Source organism: Arthrobacter sp. 9AX (genome assembly GCF_902506095.1).
Taxonomy (GTDB): domain Bacteria; phylum Actinomycetota; class Actinomycetes; order Actinomycetales; family Micrococcaceae; genus Arthrobacter.
Genome location: NZ_LR733293.1, coordinates 2971962 through 2986056 on the forward strand (window position 1 = coordinate 2971962; position 14095 = coordinate 2986056).

Consider the following 14095-nt stretch of genomic DNA (forward strand, 5'->3'; position numbering starts at 1 on the left):
CGCTGCACCGTCGCAGCTCTTACGGCGAGCCTAGTCTTTTAGTTTCCGCCGTGCTGTGGAAGAAAATACAAAGGTTTTTGACTTTTGCTGGGCGGGTGCACAAACGAGTTGGGCAATGGCGCGGCGAAGCGGCGAATCGGGTGCCGCCTCCAGCAGCAGCGATCCGCCGAGCAGCGCCGCGTCCGTCGCTGCTCCATCGTGGGGCAGGAATGCTTTGAGCTCCGACGCCGGGCCGTACCGCGCCCAGGCATCCTGCAACTGCCGCTCCGGACCCCGTCCGACGGATGAGGAGCGGACCTTGTTGATCACCACGACAGGCGCGGCCTGCGGCACCGCAGCCTCGAGCTCCGCAAGGCCACGTACCAGCCGCGGCACGCCAACGGGGTCGGCGGCGCCCACCGCGTAAACAGTATCGGCAAGTTCAAGGGAGCGCAGGGTGGCCGCGTTCCGGCGCGGAGCCATGGTGTCAAAACTCAGCTCCTCATCAGCCTCAAGGCAGAAGCCGGTGTCCACCACAACAACGTCGGCAACCTGCCTGGCGCATTCAAAAACCAGTGCGAGTGCTGATGCCCGAAGTTCCGTCCAGCGGTCCGCGCGCGTGATTCCGGTGAGCACACGAAAGGAGCCGAGTTTCGTGGCGACGGGAGTGGCCACCCTCCGCAGCGTTTCTGCATCCAACAGGCCTTGGTCAGCGAGCCTGCAGGCCTGGGCGAGTCCGGCGGATTCATCCATCAGCCCCAGCACCGCCGCGATGCTTGCACCGTAACTGTCGGCGTCCACGAGGAGGACCGATTTTCCTTCGGCGGCCAGTTCCCCCGCGATATTTGCTGCAACGAGCGTCCGTCCCGGGGAGCCGGCGGGACCCCAAACTGCGATGATTTCCCCACGGCCGGGGGCGTGGGGATTCTTCCCCGCGTCCGCTTGAACGGGGGTGAGGGCCGCGCCTGGGTCGGCAGTGGCGCTTAGGGATCCGGATCCACCCCCCGTCAGGTGGGCCACGGCCTCGGCAATCCTGTCCGAGAGGACCGCTGATTCCACCCCGGTCAGGGCTGAGGCCACTCCTATCCCCCGCAGCCGGGCAGCTTCTTCAGCCGAGTCGGTCAGGGCGATGACGGCCACGCCGACGGCACCCAGGCGGTCTACCAGGGAGGCGGTCAGGTCCTCGGATCCGTCGGCCACCACCGCAGCCCGCGCCAGGCCGCTTTGGCAGGCCGCCAACAGTTCGGTCAGTTCCGCACATCGTCGCACCACGGTCACCGGACCGTGCAGGCGTTCCAGCCCGCCCACCACGTCCTCGCGGCTTTGCCCGACGGTGACGACGGGAATGCTCATCGGGTGCCGCCTCCCGGGTTCCAGACCACGGAGATTTTCGCCTCATTGGCTTGCGCGCCGAGAAGGGCCGGCATCCGGGAGTCCTCGACGAGCACCATCATTACAGTGGTCCGGGACGATCCGAGAGCAGTGGCGCCTTGGGTAACCTCGGCAATCTCAGCCCCGGGGAGCAGGAGTTTGGGTTCACTGAATCCATTCCGGGCGTCGGGTTGTGCCACCCACACGTCAACCCTGGCGCCCGGGACAGCCTGGGCCGGCAGGGTTTCCTCAATCGTGAGGGCGACGGGCTTACGGTCGAGTTCATCCACTGCTCCGAGGCTGGCCCGCGGAACGAGCTGGTCCTTGCCGATCCGTTGCACGGCAACCATGCCCTCGGGCAACCCCGACTCGGCCGTTATGTACTGGGACTCGGTTTCCCCTAGCCTGACCTTGGCCCGCACGACGTTGTCGGATGTGAGCTTTTCCCCCACTGCGATGCCGTCCCGGGCAGCAAAGACTTCCGTGGTCCGGTCCGCGCTGCCCACCAGGAAAACTACGCCGGCCACGGATACCAGCACGAGGAGCACACCTACCAGCAGGCGCGGATCCTTCCAGGAAGGCCGCTTCAGCCTGGCCGCCGCAGCAGATGACTCAGGAACCATGACTTTTCTCTCCCCCCAATGTGCCCCGGGACTGCACAGTGTGCCCGGACTTCCAATTGTTGCCGCGGGTGCCCAGGAACGAAAGTCATAACCACAAACAAGGTCAAATTGTGGATAAGGCCAGCAAAGCGCACCCACCGGTGGCAAAATGGATGCATGCCCAGGTTTCTAACGCTCGCAGATGTCGCGGAACAGCTCCAGATCAATTCCCCGGCTGCATATGCCTTAGTGCGAAGCGGCGAGCTCAAGGCCATCCAGGTGGGCGGCCGCGGACAGTGGCGCGTCGAGGAAAAGATGCTTGAGCAGTACATCGAGGAACGCTATGCGGAGGCAAGCCGCATGATCCAGGAGTCCAGGTCCAAGTCGGTCTGACTCCCGCCCGCTGTCGATCCCTTGAACGCGGGCCCGCGCTCACTCCGCTGTCCGGCGTGACCTGATGGCGGCCAGGGCCGCAAAGGGAATGGTGGCAACCTGGCTGACTTGGTTGCTGCGCCTCGCCTCACCGGGAACAACGACAGCCAGGTCCAAATAGTCCTTGCCTACCCGGTCAATGACCCCGGCCAACCCAACAGACCCCGACGCATTCCCCACGAGGACCGTAAGTACCGCCCTGTCCCGTGCCATCGAACGCAAAGCATGGGAAAGCCCCAACCGCCGCCGGACCGACGACGCTTCCGTGGCCGAGAGCCTGCCCAACCCCAGGTAACGCGCTGCCGCCGCATAGGGAATAAGGATCTGATGCTGCTCCTCGTGCAGGACCAGGGCATCTCCGCCTACGTGCATCAGCGTGCCTGAAAACGAGTCCCCTGCCGCCAGGTGGACGGTAATGCGGCAGCCCAGCACCCCGCGCAGCCGGTCCGCAAGTTCCAGTCCGACCATTTCCACCCTGGCCCGCTCGTTGACTTCCGCGTCGATAGCCAGCCTGTCCGCCTCGGTGAATTGGCTTTCCAGGTCATAAAAGAGTGCATCCCAGCGCATTCGGCCAGCGTAGGGCGCCGCTGGCGCCGGGTCAACGCACCCGGGTTTTTCTCTCCAACGTCTGGACAAAGCAGGAAAACTCAGGGCAAACTGAACCCAGTTGCATCAAACGACATCAAACTGCATCAAAAAGGAATTATTCATGGCAAAGCAATCAGCATCGGCTACCCGGGCGGACGCCGCAAGCGCCGTGGCAATACTGCTGCTTGGGGTCCTGCTTTGGTCTGCGGGAGCCGGTCTGCTTGAGCAGTGGCACCTGTCCTCCGCCCGCGGACAGGGGCGCCATGCGGAGGACCTGCTGGGCGCGGCGGCGGCCGTCAGCGGAACCGTCCTGGTGGCCTGGTGGTTTCTCTCCCTGCTTCTGGCCGGAGCTACGGCAGCCCTCCAGAAGATGGGACAATTCCGCGCCGCAGCAATAACGCGCAGGCTCTCACCGGCATTCATGCAACGGCTGGTTCTGGCCGCCCTTTCAGTCCAGTTGGTAAGCGGGCCTGCTGCGCACGCCGATGCGGCCGTTCCAGGTCCGCAGTGGGCTCCTACCCAGGAGTACGTGTCCGGCGCGCCGGCACCTCACACAAACCCCAGCAGTCCAGCGGTAGCTCCTCCACCGCTGGAAAGAGCGCTAACGGACGCCGCAGTTGCCCCTTCCACAATCGATCCGGGCTGGCAACCTGCCGCCCCGGTGGTGAGCCCGGGGCTGCTGGCCGCCCCGGCAGCACGCAGCATCAATAGCACGGGAACAGACTCCGCAGCAGTGACGGTCCTCGCCGGAGACACGTTGTGGGACATTGCCGCCGCCGCCATGGGGCCGGGCGCGTCGGACGTGGAAATCGCCATGCAGTGGCCCCGATGGTACGAGGCCAACCGGGCCGTCATCGGCATGGATCCCGATGTATTGCTTCCGGGACAAATCCTTCAGCCGCCCTCCGCGGCATAACCAACCACACGGCTCGGGACCATCTCAGCCGCCAACTAAGGGGAAAGCAATGACTGCAGTGACACCGATCCGGGCCGGCCACGAACTTGCCAGAACAGCGAACCCACCGCGGAGTGTCCTGCCGGGTCCCGGCCGCGGATTGACACCAACCCACTCAGGGCCCCCGGCAGGGTTGCGGCCTATTGACGAGCTCCCCGAGGTGCGTGCCGTCGCCCGCAGCACCGTGCAGGCCGCAATGGAAGTACTGGCCGGTATCCGTCCCATCCACCAGCTTGCCGGCCGGCTCGATCCGCGGTGCCTGTCGGCACTGCAGCACCGCGCGTGCCTGATTAGGCGCGAAGCCGCCCGGACGAACAACCCCGCACTGGCACGGCTGCACAGGAATTCCGCGGTCCGTGCGGTCCGTGTCTGTGAGGTGGACGAGGGCATATATGAGGCCAGCGCCGTGGTGGTGGATGACGTCCGTGCCCGCGCCGTGGCGATCCGGCTGGAGCGGAGCAAGCAGGTATGGCGGGTAACCGAGCTTGTTATCGGCTGAGGGGCCGGCCTGGCGGGAGCGCTGCGGTAAATGCCGCGAAAAGCGGAGCAGGGCCGGAAGACATTCATCCCGGCCCTGCTCCATTATTCTTCTGCTTCCGCCCGCCTGTTCAGCCTGCGGTCAGCGCTTCTTCTTCTTGGCAGGACGCTTTGCCGCATCCTGCGCTGCCGCCTTGGCGGGGTTCCCGGAGCGTCCGGAGGACCGGGTTTCCACCCGGGTCTGGGTGCCGCCATCCTCACGGGGGGCCGTGTACTGCAGCTGGGCAGGCTGCGCCGGGGCTTCCAGGCCGGCAGCCCGCACCTGCGGCTCGACATGCTCGGTGTGCCCGCCCTGGTCGTCGGCCACAACCACGTCCTGGGCGGGGGTGACTTCGACTTCGAGGTTGAAGAGGAACCCTACGCTTTCCTCGCGGATGGCTTCCATCATGCTCTGGAACATGGCGAAGCCCTCACGCTGGTACTCAACGAGCGGATCCCGCTGGGCCATGGCCCGCAGGCCGATGCCTTCCTTCAGGTAGTCCATCTCGTACAGGTGTTCCTGCCATTTACGCCCGATAACAGACAGCACGACCCGGCGTTCCAGCTCCCGCATACTCTCGGAGCCGATTGACTCTTCCCGGGCCTGGTAGACCACGCGGGCGTCGGAGAGCAGCTCTTCCTTCAGCATCTCCACGGTGAGCCTGGACTTTCCGCCGGCTTCTTCGATGATCTCTTCGGCGGTGACACTGACCGGGTAGAGGGTCTTGAGGTTGGTCCAGAGCTGGTGGAAGTCCCAGTCATCCCCGTTGCCTTCCGCCGTTGCCGCGTCGATCAGCGCCGTGATGGTGTCCTCCACGAAGAACTGCACCTTCTCGTGCAGGTCGTCGCCCTCGAGGATCCGGCGCCGGTCGCCGTAGATGGCCTCGCGCTGGCGGTTGAGGACGTCGTCGTACTTCAGGACGTTCTTGCGCTGCTCGGCGTTGCGGCCCTCCACCTGGCCCTGCGCGGACGCGATGGCGCGGGAGACGAGCTTGGACTCCAGTGCGACGTCGTCCGGCACCGAGCTGTTCATCAGGCGTTCCGCCGCGCCGGAGTTGAAGAGCCGCATGAGGTCGTCAGTGAGGGAAAGGTAGAACCGGGATTCTCCGGGGTCGCCCTGGCGGCCGGAGCGGCCGCGGAGCTGGTTGTCGATCCGGCGTGATTCATGCCGTTCCGTGCCCAGCACGTAGAGGCCGCCCAGGTTCAGTACTTCCTCGTGTTCATCCTTGACGGACTGCTTGGCGGCTTCCAGGGCTGCCGGCCACGCCGCCTCGTACTCCTCCGAGTTCTCTTCCGGGTCCAGGCCGCGTTTGGCCAGCTCGGCCACCGCAGTGAATTCAGCGTTACCGCCGAGCATGATGTCGGTACCGCGGCCGGCCATGTTGGTGGCAACGGTGACGGCGCCCTTGCGGCCGGCCTGGGCCACGATGGCGGCCTCGCGGGCGTGGTTCTTGGCGTTCAGGACCTCGTGGCGGACGCCTTCCTTGGCAAGGAGCCGTGACAGGTACTCGCTCTTTTCCACGCTGGTGGTGCCCACCAGCACAGGCTGGCCGTTTTCGTGCCGCTCGGCGATGTCCTTGACCACGGCGTCGAACTTGACGGTCTCGTTCTTGAAAACGAGGTCTGACTGGTCGATGCGCTGCATGTCCCGGTTGGTGGGGATCGGCACCACACCGAGCTTGTACGTGCCCATGAATTCGGCTGCCTCGGTCTCGGCAGTACCGGTCATGCCGGAAAGCTTGTGGTACATGCGGAAGTAGTTCTGCAGCGTCACCGTGGCCAGGGTCTGGTTCTCGGCCTTGATTTCGACACCTTCTTTGGCTTCGATGGCCTGGTGCATGCCTTCGTTATAGCGGCGTCCTGCGAGAATACGGCCGGTGTGCTCGTCAACGATCAGGACTTCGCCGTCAAGGATGACGTAGTCCTTGTCCCGCTTGAACAGTTCCTTGGCCTTGATGGCGTTGTTCAGGAACCCGATCAGCGGCGTGTTGGCGGACTCGTAGAGGTTCTCGACCCCGAGATAATCCTCGACCTTTTCGATGCCGCTTTCCAGGACGCCGACGGTGCGCTTCTTCTCGTCAACCTCGTAATCCTTCTCGGGCTGAAGCCGCAGGACCACCTTCGCGAACTCGCTGTACCAACGGTTGGTGTCGCCCTGGGCCGGACCGGAAATGATCAGCGGTGTCCGGGCCTCGTCGATGAGGATGGAGTCCACTTCGTCAACAATGGCGAAGTTGTGCCCGCGCTGGACCAGCTCGGCCTTGTCCCACGCCATGTTGTCGCGGAGGTAGTCGAAACCGAATTCGTTGTTGGTGCCGTACGTGATGTCGGCGGCGTACTGCTGGCGTCGGACGGACGGATCCTGGTTGGCCAGGATGCAGCCGCTGGTGAGGCCAAGGAAGCGGTACACACGGCCCATAAGGTCGGACTGGTATTCGGCCAGGTAGTCATTCACGGTGACCACGTGGACACCCTTGCCGGTGAGCGCATTGAGGTAGGCAGGAGCGGTTGCCACCAGGGTTTTGCCTTCACCGGTCTTCATTTCCGCGATGTTGCCCAGGTGCAGTGCAGCGCCACCCATCAGCTGGACGTCGAAGTGGCGCATGCCCAGGGTCCGTGAAGACGCTTCACGGACCGCGGCAAAGGCTTCCGGAAGCAGGTCGTCCAGCTTCTCACCGTCCTGGTGGCGTTCGCGCAGCCGGTCCGTTTCCTCGCGGAGTTCGGCATCGGTGAAGGTCTTGAATGAGTCTTCCAGGGCATTGATGGAGTCGGCATAGTTCCGCAGTTGCCGGAGGGTTTTTTTGTCACCCGTGCGGAGAAGTTTTTCGATAAGTGATGCCACGTGAAGATGCTCCCAGTCTTTGCCGCCGAATTCTGGCGTTTTTAGTCTACGGGAGAGACACCGGACCGGTACTTGTTTTCCCTCAGAGCGGAGAGCGGACTATCCGCCGGCCACCGCCCTGGCCAGTTCTCCGGCGAGGTCGCCCCGGGGGCAGACCTGCACGCCGGACAGTCCCAGCCAGCCGGCCATCAGCCAAAGTTCCGCCGCGAGTTCGACGGCGGTGTCCGGCGGGGCGCCAGGCTCGGCATAGGAGGACTTCACCAGCAGTGTCCCGCCTGCGCGGTCCGCCTTCAGGTCCACGCGCCCCACGATCCTGTCCCGCAGGAGGAAGGGAAGGACATAGTACCCGTACCGTCTCTTGTGTTCCGGCGTGTAGATCTCGATCCGGTAGTGGAAGCCGAACAGTTCCTCGAGCCTGCGCCGTTCAAAGACCAAGGAGTCGAACGGGCTCAGCAGGGCCCGGCCTGTGGCACTCCGCGGCAACCTGGCCTCCGTGTGGAGGAACACCTCACGGTTCCAGCCCGTCACCGTGACGGGCTTCAGCCTGCTGGCATCCACCAGATGCTGCACTGATGCCACCGCTGCCTTAACCGGGGTGCGGAAGTAGTCAGCAAAGCACCGCACGGTGCCGATGCCGTGCGCCTGCGCAGCTGCATCGATCAGCCGGTGCAGGGCAGGTGTGGGGTCCAGATTCCCTGGTTCCGCAATGGGCAAATCCGGAAACACCTTCGCGGCCAGCGTGTACCGCCGCTCGAACTGCTCAGTCCTGGAGGCCGCCGACACCAGGCCCTCCTCGAAGAGGTGCTCCAGCACCCGCTTGACGGCGCTCCCGTTCCACCCCCAGTTGTCGTTCAGCTTTTCCTCGACATGGCCGATCCTGTCGGCAAGCTGGGAGGCGGTCAGAGGCCGTGCCGTGGCGAGCGTTTCCAGGATCCTGGCGGAGATGGTGGCACGCAGGGCTGGGTCCATGCTGTGGGCGCCGACCCAGGTGCGCTTCTGCCACAGCCGGAGGTCCGGGAAGTGCTCGGGCCGGATGTAGCTGGCTTCATGCGCCCAGTACTCCACCATGCGCCGCGGATGACTGGCTGACATCCTCTGAAGGATGGTGCGGTCGTAGTTCCCAAGGCGCGAGAAGAAGGGGAGGAAATGACTCCGGGCGAGCACATTGACGGAATCGATCTGGACCAGCTGGAGCCGGGCAAAGGTCCGGCCCACCGTCCGTGATGTCACGGGGCCGGTGGGCCGTCCTTTGTCGAGTCCCTGTGCTGCCAAAGCGATCCGCCGGGCCTGGTCAAGGCTCAGCGTCGCCACATCAGTCCTCTCTGTGGGTGGTGATTACCACCTAGGCGTTGGCTGCTGCGTCGTCGGAACGGTACGCGAGAATTTTTTCCTCAACCACAGTGTTGCCCGGTTCGCACTCGTGGTCCAGGGTGATGACCCCATAGGTCCAGCCGCGACGCCGGTACACAACAGACGGTGTATTGGTGGCCTTATCCACGAAAAGGTAGAAATCGTGGCCGACCAGTTCCATGTTGTCCACGGCATCGTCGAGGGAAAGTTGGGATGCCGGGAAGACCTTGCGCCGGATCAGGACCGGGGAATCGCCGGCCGGGATGTCGTTGTCGACATCGTAGGGAGACTTCTCTGCGGTGGCCTGGGCAGCTTCGCTGCGGTGGCTCGCCTCGACATAAATGGGTTCGTGGGCGCTGGCAGGTTCCAGCGTGGCAGTGGCTTCACGGACGGCTTTCGGTGTGTGGCGTCCGTGGTGGACCTTCTTGCGGTCCTTCGCGCGGCGGAGCCGCTCAAGCAGCTTGTTGTATGCGAGGTCGAATGCGGCAAACTTATCAGCGGCGCTTGCTTCAGCGCGGATCACCGGTCCCCTGCCCAGTACTGTCACTTCAACGGTCAGCTGGTCGCCGGTCTGCCGTGAATTGGTCTCCTTTGAAACTTTTGCATCGACGCGCTGGACCTTGTCCCCCAGCGATTCAATTTTTGAGATCTTCTCACCGGCATATTCGCGGAACCGGTCTGAGACTGTCAGATTTCGTCCGCTGATCATAAACTCCATGGTGCCCTCCAAATGACTTCGGTGACACGACGGCAGCACTTCGCTGGGCCGATCTGATTGACAGTCAAGCCCCTTTCCGAGCCGCCATCGACAGGTACATTCTGTTCTTGGTACCCACCACCGACGTTAGTTCATAGCCATCCGTTATTCATCCTTTCCTGGTTTATTTTTTTCTAAGTCATGCTCATCGCCGCGGGCTTGAGGGGATGCAGCGCCGGAGCCCGCGGAATCGGGCGGGCGTGTCGCGGCGAGCACCACCGCGCCAGTCACAACTGCGCCCGCCAGATGCAGAGCCCGGGCCGCTTCGGCCAGTGTGGCACCCGTGGTGAGGACATCGTCGACAATGACGCACCGGCGTCCAGCCACCCTGCTGTGCAGCCGCCGTCGGACCCGCATGGATCCCCGGACCCTGCTCGCCCGGCCGCCGCGGTCCAGGCCTTTCTGGCCTCCGGGCAGCTGCAGCAATCCCGTTCCGCTCTTTTCCAGGACGTTCTCCACGGAGAGTATCGGCATGTGCCGGGACACGTTGCGCAGGAGCAGGTGCACCGGGCTGAAGCCGCGCTTCAGGAAGGCTGCGTTACTGGTGGGGACCGGCACCAGGCAGGCCGGGCCGGTCCCGTCGGTGGCCGCCCGGACGGCAACGGCGAGCGCCCGCCCCAGGCTGTCGGCGAGCTGGTGCTGGCCGTGCCGTTTAAAGGACAACAAGGCTTGTGCCAGTTCCTCCCGGTACACCCCGGCGGCCACCACCGGCAACAGCACCCTTCCCCCGACATCCACCAGGGCCGGAGCTCCCTGTTCAGCACGGAACGGCTGGCGTGTCAGCCGGCGGACGTTGCGTCCACATGGGATGCACAGGGCGCGGTCCTCGGCACCGCAGCACACGCAGTCCACCGGGACAGCCAGCGCGAGGAGATCTCCCGCCGCGCCTGCCGCCTGGTCCAGCAGGCGCAGCAAGGTGCTCCGGTGCCCGGACCTGTGCATGGCAGGCCACTCCGCCGCCGGGACGAGGTCCGGATCCACCCGGACGGTCCGCGGTGTTCCGGCTGAAGCCCTGGCCTTGTTGCCCACGGATCAAGCATTGCTTGCCTTGCCCGTGTGGGACATACGCAGGGGCATGTATGTGGACAACGCCGAGGATCGGGAAAAGAGTCAGCCGGGGAACGACGGATCGATGGGTCCCTTGATTTGCGGCGACCAACCGTTGCCCAGCCGCTGGAAGACGCCCTCCGCGGACTGCGCGTAGATTTCCTCCGGGCCGTTGCCGGCGCTGAGTGCCACAAGGCCCGGCCAAGGTGCGAGCTGCTGCGGCTGTCCCGATGTGAGCGAGAGCAGCTCCGGCGTGACGTTCGAACCGGCTGCCCCCTTCATGACGGCTACGGTGGTGTCGCTGACCCACACGCCCTGGTCCGGTGCGCTTTCGGTGGCCAGGGTGGCAGGAGGAGTGAGCTCGCGGGGCGTGCCGTCTCCGCCGCGGATAATTCCGGTTACCTGCACCCGCGTCTTTCCGTTTTGTTCAGAGATCACCAGCGCGCGTACTCCGTCACGCGAAATCCGGAACTCCTTGACCGTCCGCCCGGCCAGCCAGGCCGGCGTCAGGGTGGCCGAGGGAACGTTGGCGCCCTCAGCCACGCCGGTGGGGCGGAACGCAACGACTTCGGTTCCGCCGGTGGCTCCGGGGCCCGCCGACCACAGCCAGCCGTTGAGGCCGAAGGATGGCCTGGTCAGGGTGCTGCGTGTTGTCAGGGCCCGTGCCGGCTGGCCGGGATTGATGCTGTAGAGGGTGGTGCGGCTGTCATTGAGGAAGGCCGCCGTCTGCGATACCGGCGATTCAGCAGGGAACCGCGGGGTCAGCGACGACACCGGCTGCATGTCCGGCAGCGGTGAAATCCTGTTGTTCTCGTACCGGACCAGCTCGTTGCCGCTCACCGCGATCTGCCGCGACGGCACGCTCTTGTCCACCACCGGCGGCAGGACTGAGCCGTTGTCCTCCACCCGGACCAGGTCCTGGTTGGCGCGGAGCTCGACGTTAACCACGTCCGGCTGGCTGCGGAAGGTCAGCGTCAGCTGCATCTGCATGCGCAGCCGGTCTTCCGGGGACGTTTCAGTCAGTTCCTTCGCGGTCAGGTCCACCTGGGCTGCCCCGGAGACAACGGGCACCGATTCCCGGGCCAGTTTGATGCCTGAGGGAAAGGCACTGGCCACGGCGCCGCGCAGGTATGGTGCCGGGCCTGCGAGCAGGGCGCTGGTCATCGCCTTGACGGTCTTGTTCTTGATGAACCACCGCACGTCCGGCACCGCGTACGTGAAGCTGGGGTCGTAGAAGTAGATGGGGTAGGCGCCGTAGATCACCTTGAACGTTTCCTCGGCGATGGCCGTCCCGTCGGGAAGGGAAGAGATGCGCCATTCCCCGTCCACCTGGGTGAGGGTGACGGGAATCTTTTCGATCGTCCCCTCAGGTGACTGGGTGGCGATGCCGTCGGCGTCAACGGTGTAGGCGACGTCGAGCTCGTAGTTGTAGACGTTCTCGGCCTCTCCGGGGACCACCCGTGCTTCACGGTAAACGAGCGCGCGCTGGTCCGGCTTCCAAGAAACCGAAGATGCCTGGGTCAGGTACTGGCGGGCCACAGCGTAGTCGTCCTCGTAGCCGCTGCCGGCACGGTAGAAGTAGTCGATGATGGTCTCGGGTGACGCACCGGGCTGCGGCGCTGCCGGCAGGAACACCGGTGCGCTGAGGTTTCCGGCGCTGCTCTCGCTGCTTTTGCCCACCGGCCCGGACGTGGGAATCCGTGCACAGCCTGCCAGCACGGCAAGCAGGAGTACCAGCGCTGAGGCAGCGAGCCTGGCCCGGGGCGTGGCGCGGCCGGTCATGGGGTTTCCTTCGAAGCGGACGCCGGTGCCAGCGGAGTGCCGGCCTCAAGGACCAGCATGTTCCTGTTGTCTGTTCCGCCAGGGATGGTGATGTCCTCCGGTTCCAGCTGTACAGGTGACTTATCGATCTCTTCCCCCTGGCGCAGTGGCAGCGTCAACCGGAAGTTGGCACCGCTGCCCCTTTTGCCCCACGCCTGCAGCCATCCGTTGTGGAGCTTGGTGTCCTCCATGGCGATGGACAGTCCGAGGCCGCTGCCCCCGGTTGTCCGGGCACGGGCAGGGTCTGCACGCCAGAACCTGTCAAAGACGCGGGCAGCTTCGGCGGGCGTCATGCCAATGCCGTGGTCCCGGACGGCAATTCCGACGGCGGTCTGGCTGGCTGCGACGGTAACGGTTACCGGCCTGCCCTCGCCATGTTCAACGGCGTTGAGGATGAGGTTGCGCAGGATCCGGTCAATCCTGCGGGCATCCATTTCGGCAACGACGGCACCGGCGGGGGCGCTGAGGATGATCTGGGAACCGTATTCGGCGGCGACGGGCGCCGCCCCTTCGATCACATGCGCCACCACCTGCAGGATGTCTTCCGGCTCGGCGTCGAGCATGGCAACGCCGGCGTCGAAGCGGGAGATTTCCAGCAGGTCCGAGAGGAGGGACTGGAACCGCTCCACCTGGTTGTACAGGAGTTCCGCCGACCTCTTATTAATGGGGTCGAAATCGTCGCGGGCGTCGTACAGTACCTCGGCGGCCATCCGGACGGTGGTCAATGGTGTCCGCAGCTCATGCGAGACGTCGGAGACAAAGCGCTGCTGCATCTGGGACAGTGTGGCCAACTGGGTGATCTGCTCCTGGAGGCTGGCTGCCATGTGGTTAAAGGAGGCGCCAAGGCGTGCCACCTCGTCTTCACCCCGGACCACCATCCGCTCCTGCAGTTGGCCGGCGGCGAGCTTCTCGGAGACCATGGCCGCGTGGCTGACCGGGCTGACCACGTTGCGCGTGACGTACCAGGCAATGGCGCCGATCATCAGCACCAGCACTGCTCCGCCGGCCCACAGGACGCTCTGAATTTCGTTGAGGGTCTGCTGGGCGGTGTTGAGGTCGTAGATCAGGTAGAGCTCATAGACGGTGCCGTTGAAGGTCACCTTGTTGCCCACGGCGATGCCGGGACGGTCCTCGGTGCCTACCGGGATGACCGTGGATGCCCAGTACTGGTCCTTCCCGGATTCCTGGACGGCTTTGCGAAGTTCCGGGGGAATGACACTGACGGTCAGCTGGTCCGAAGCCCGTGACTCCACCCAGCGGTTCCGCGGTTTTGTCTGCTCAGGCATGGCCTCGAAGACGTACCTCCGCTGGATCACCGAGCCGCGGCCCTCCACTGCGTTGAGGGTGTCGTAGACCAGGGTGATGACGCTGGACTGGTCGGTGACCTGGGCGCCGTCGAACGTGTCCTGCACCTGCTTCACGTTGTAGCGCGTCTCGGACTCCGCCTGCGTCAGCCTCTCCTGGAAGAGGTTGTTGGCGATCTGGTTGGAAAGGTAGGCGCCCACCACAGCGAAGGATGTAATCGCCAGGAGCAAGGTAGTGAGGACCGTGCGGAACTGCAAGGACCGGCGCCACCGCGTCTGGACTGCCCGAATGATGTAGCGGAGGGCCGGGAGGAACCTGCGGATGCCTGTCCGCACAAGCCGTGCCACGCGCAGGCTGACAATCACGGCACGGCGTCGCCAGATCCCGGCCTGGAAGGACAGCCGCCTCAGGCCTGCGGTGCGGGCGTCAGTGTGTTCGGGAACATTGTGATGCTCCTGCCGGTGGGGCCCCCCGAGGGGCTCGGCAGGGCGTTCCATGGCGGGCTCGTTGGCAGGTCCCCCGGGGGGAAC

General features: G+C 64.8%; 12 protein-coding genes. 3 read left to right on the top strand and 9 right to left on the bottom strand.

Going from position 1 to position 14095, the window contains the following annotated elements; all coding sequences use genetic code 11:
- Positions 1-30: 30 nt before the first annotated feature.
- Both BACI348_RS13670 and BACI348_RS13675 read right to left on the bottom strand, forming a co-directional pair.
- Complete coding sequence (locus BACI348_RS13670; RefSeq protein ID WP_159826623.1) at positions 31-1332, bottom strand: CpaE/TadZ family protein; 1302 nt, start codon at positions 1330-1332, stop codon at positions 31-33.
- Positions 1329-1973 carry a hypothetical protein gene (locus tag BACI348_RS13675; protein ID WP_159826626.1) on the bottom strand — a complete coding sequence of 215 codons (645 nt, stop codon included), beginning with the start codon at positions 1971-1973 and terminating at the stop codon, positions 1329-1331. Before BACI348_RS13675 ends, BACI348_RS13670 begins: the two co-directional genes overlap by 4 nt.
- 156 nt (positions 1974-2129) lie before the next feature.
- Here BACI348_RS13675 and BACI348_RS13680 point away from each other — a divergent pair, with 156 nt between their 5' ends.
- Positions 2130-2345, top strand: a complete 216-nt coding sequence (locus BACI348_RS13680) for a helix-turn-helix domain-containing protein (RefSeq protein WP_018768505.1) — start codon at positions 2130-2132, stop codon at positions 2343-2345.
- Between the two features lie 39 nt (positions 2346-2384).
- On the opposite strand, the gene BACI348_RS13685 is transcribed toward BACI348_RS13680, so the two are convergent.
- Positions 2385-2951: a hypothetical protein gene (locus BACI348_RS13685; protein ID WP_159826628.1), complete on the bottom strand. Its 567-nt coding sequence runs from the start codon at positions 2949-2951 to the stop codon at positions 2385-2387.
- 142 nt (positions 2952-3093) lie between these two features.
- On the opposite strand from BACI348_RS13685, the gene BACI348_RS13690 reads away from it, so the two are divergent.
- Complete coding sequence (locus BACI348_RS13690) at positions 3094-3888, top strand: LysM peptidoglycan-binding domain-containing protein (protein ID WP_159826630.1); 795 nt, start codon at positions 3094-3096, stop codon at positions 3886-3888.
- 49 nt (positions 3889-3937) lie between these two features.
- Entirely contained in the window at positions 3938-4426 is a 489-nt protein-coding gene (locus BACI348_RS20715; protein ID WP_236557560.1) for an Rv3235 family protein, read from the top strand.
- Between the two features lie 120 nt (positions 4427-4546).
- Here the strand turns inward: BACI348_RS20715 and secA are convergent, their stop codons facing one another.
- The 6 genes from secA to mtrB all read right to left on the bottom strand — a co-directional run bounded on the left by secA (position 4547) and on the right by mtrB (position 14062).
- A complete protein-coding gene (gene secA, locus BACI348_RS13700) occupies positions 4547-7285 on the bottom strand; it encodes a preprotein translocase subunit SecA (protein WP_159826632.1) in 2739 nt (912 codons plus the stop codon).
- Positions 7286-7384: 99 nt separating this feature from the next.
- Positions 7385-8596 carry a winged helix-turn-helix domain-containing protein gene (locus BACI348_RS13705; protein WP_159826634.1) on the bottom strand — a complete coding sequence of 404 codons (1212 nt, stop codon included), beginning with the start codon at positions 8594-8596 and terminating at the stop codon, positions 7385-7387.
- A gap of 31 nt (positions 8597-8627) precedes the next feature.
- Complete coding sequence (hpf, locus tag BACI348_RS13710) at positions 8628-9353, bottom strand: ribosome hibernation-promoting factor, HPF/YfiA family (RefSeq protein WP_159826636.1); 726 nt, start codon at positions 9351-9353, stop codon at positions 8628-8630.
- A 144-nt stretch (positions 9354-9497) separates the two neighbouring features.
- Positions 9498-10421 carry a ComF family protein gene (locus BACI348_RS13715; RefSeq protein WP_236557561.1) on the bottom strand — a complete coding sequence of 308 codons (924 nt, stop codon included), beginning with the start codon at positions 10419-10421 and terminating at the stop codon, positions 9498-9500.
- An 81-nt stretch (positions 10422-10502) separates the two neighbouring features.
- Positions 10503-12221, bottom strand: a complete 1719-nt coding sequence (locus tag BACI348_RS13720; protein WP_159826638.1) for an LpqB family beta-propeller domain-containing protein — start codon at positions 12219-12221, stop codon at positions 10503-10505.
- Entirely contained in the window at positions 12218-14062 is a 1845-nt protein-coding gene (gene mtrB, locus BACI348_RS13725; RefSeq protein WP_236557562.1) for an MtrAB system histidine kinase MtrB, read from the bottom strand. The genes BACI348_RS13720 and mtrB overlap by 4 nt, the downstream gene beginning before the upstream one ends.
- Positions 14063-14095 lie beyond the last annotated feature (33 nt).

What these genes read in the sequence shown, in the direction of transcription:
- BACI348_RS13670 (WP_159826623.1), bottom strand. Translation starts at nt 1,332, where the DNA reads ATGAGCATTCCCGTCGTCACCGTCGGGCAAAGCCGCGAGGACGTGGTG.
- BACI348_RS13675 (WP_159826626.1), bottom strand. Translation starts at nt 1,973, where the DNA reads ATGGTTCCTGAGTCATCTGCTGCGGCGGCCAGGCTGAAGCGGCCTTCC.
- BACI348_RS13680 (WP_018768505.1), top strand. Translation starts at nt 2,130, where the DNA reads ATGCCCAGGTTTCTAACGCTCGCAGATGTCGCGGAACAGCTCCAGATC.
- BACI348_RS13685 (WP_159826628.1), bottom strand. Translation starts at nt 2,951, where the DNA reads ATGCGCTGGGATGCACTCTTTTATGACCTGGAAAGCCAATTCACCGAG.
- BACI348_RS13690 (WP_159826630.1), top strand. Translation starts at nt 3,094, where the DNA reads ATGGCAAAGCAATCAGCATCGGCTACCCGGGCGGACGCCGCAAGCGCC.
- BACI348_RS20715 (WP_236557560.1), top strand. Translation starts at nt 3,938, where the DNA reads ATGACTGCAGTGACACCGATCCGGGCCGGCCACGAACTTGCCAGAACA.
- hpf (WP_159826636.1), bottom strand. Translation starts at nt 9,353, where the DNA reads ATGGAGTTTATGATCAGCGGACGAAATCTGACAGTCTCAGACCGGTTC.
- BACI348_RS13720 (WP_159826638.1), bottom strand. Translation starts at nt 12,221, where the DNA reads ATGACCGGCCGCGCCACGCCCCGGGCCAGGCTCGCTGCCTCAGCGCTG.
- mtrB (WP_236557562.1), bottom strand. Translation starts at nt 14,062, where the DNA reads ATGGAACGCCCTGCCGAGCCCCTCGGGGGGCCCCACCGGCAGGAGCAT.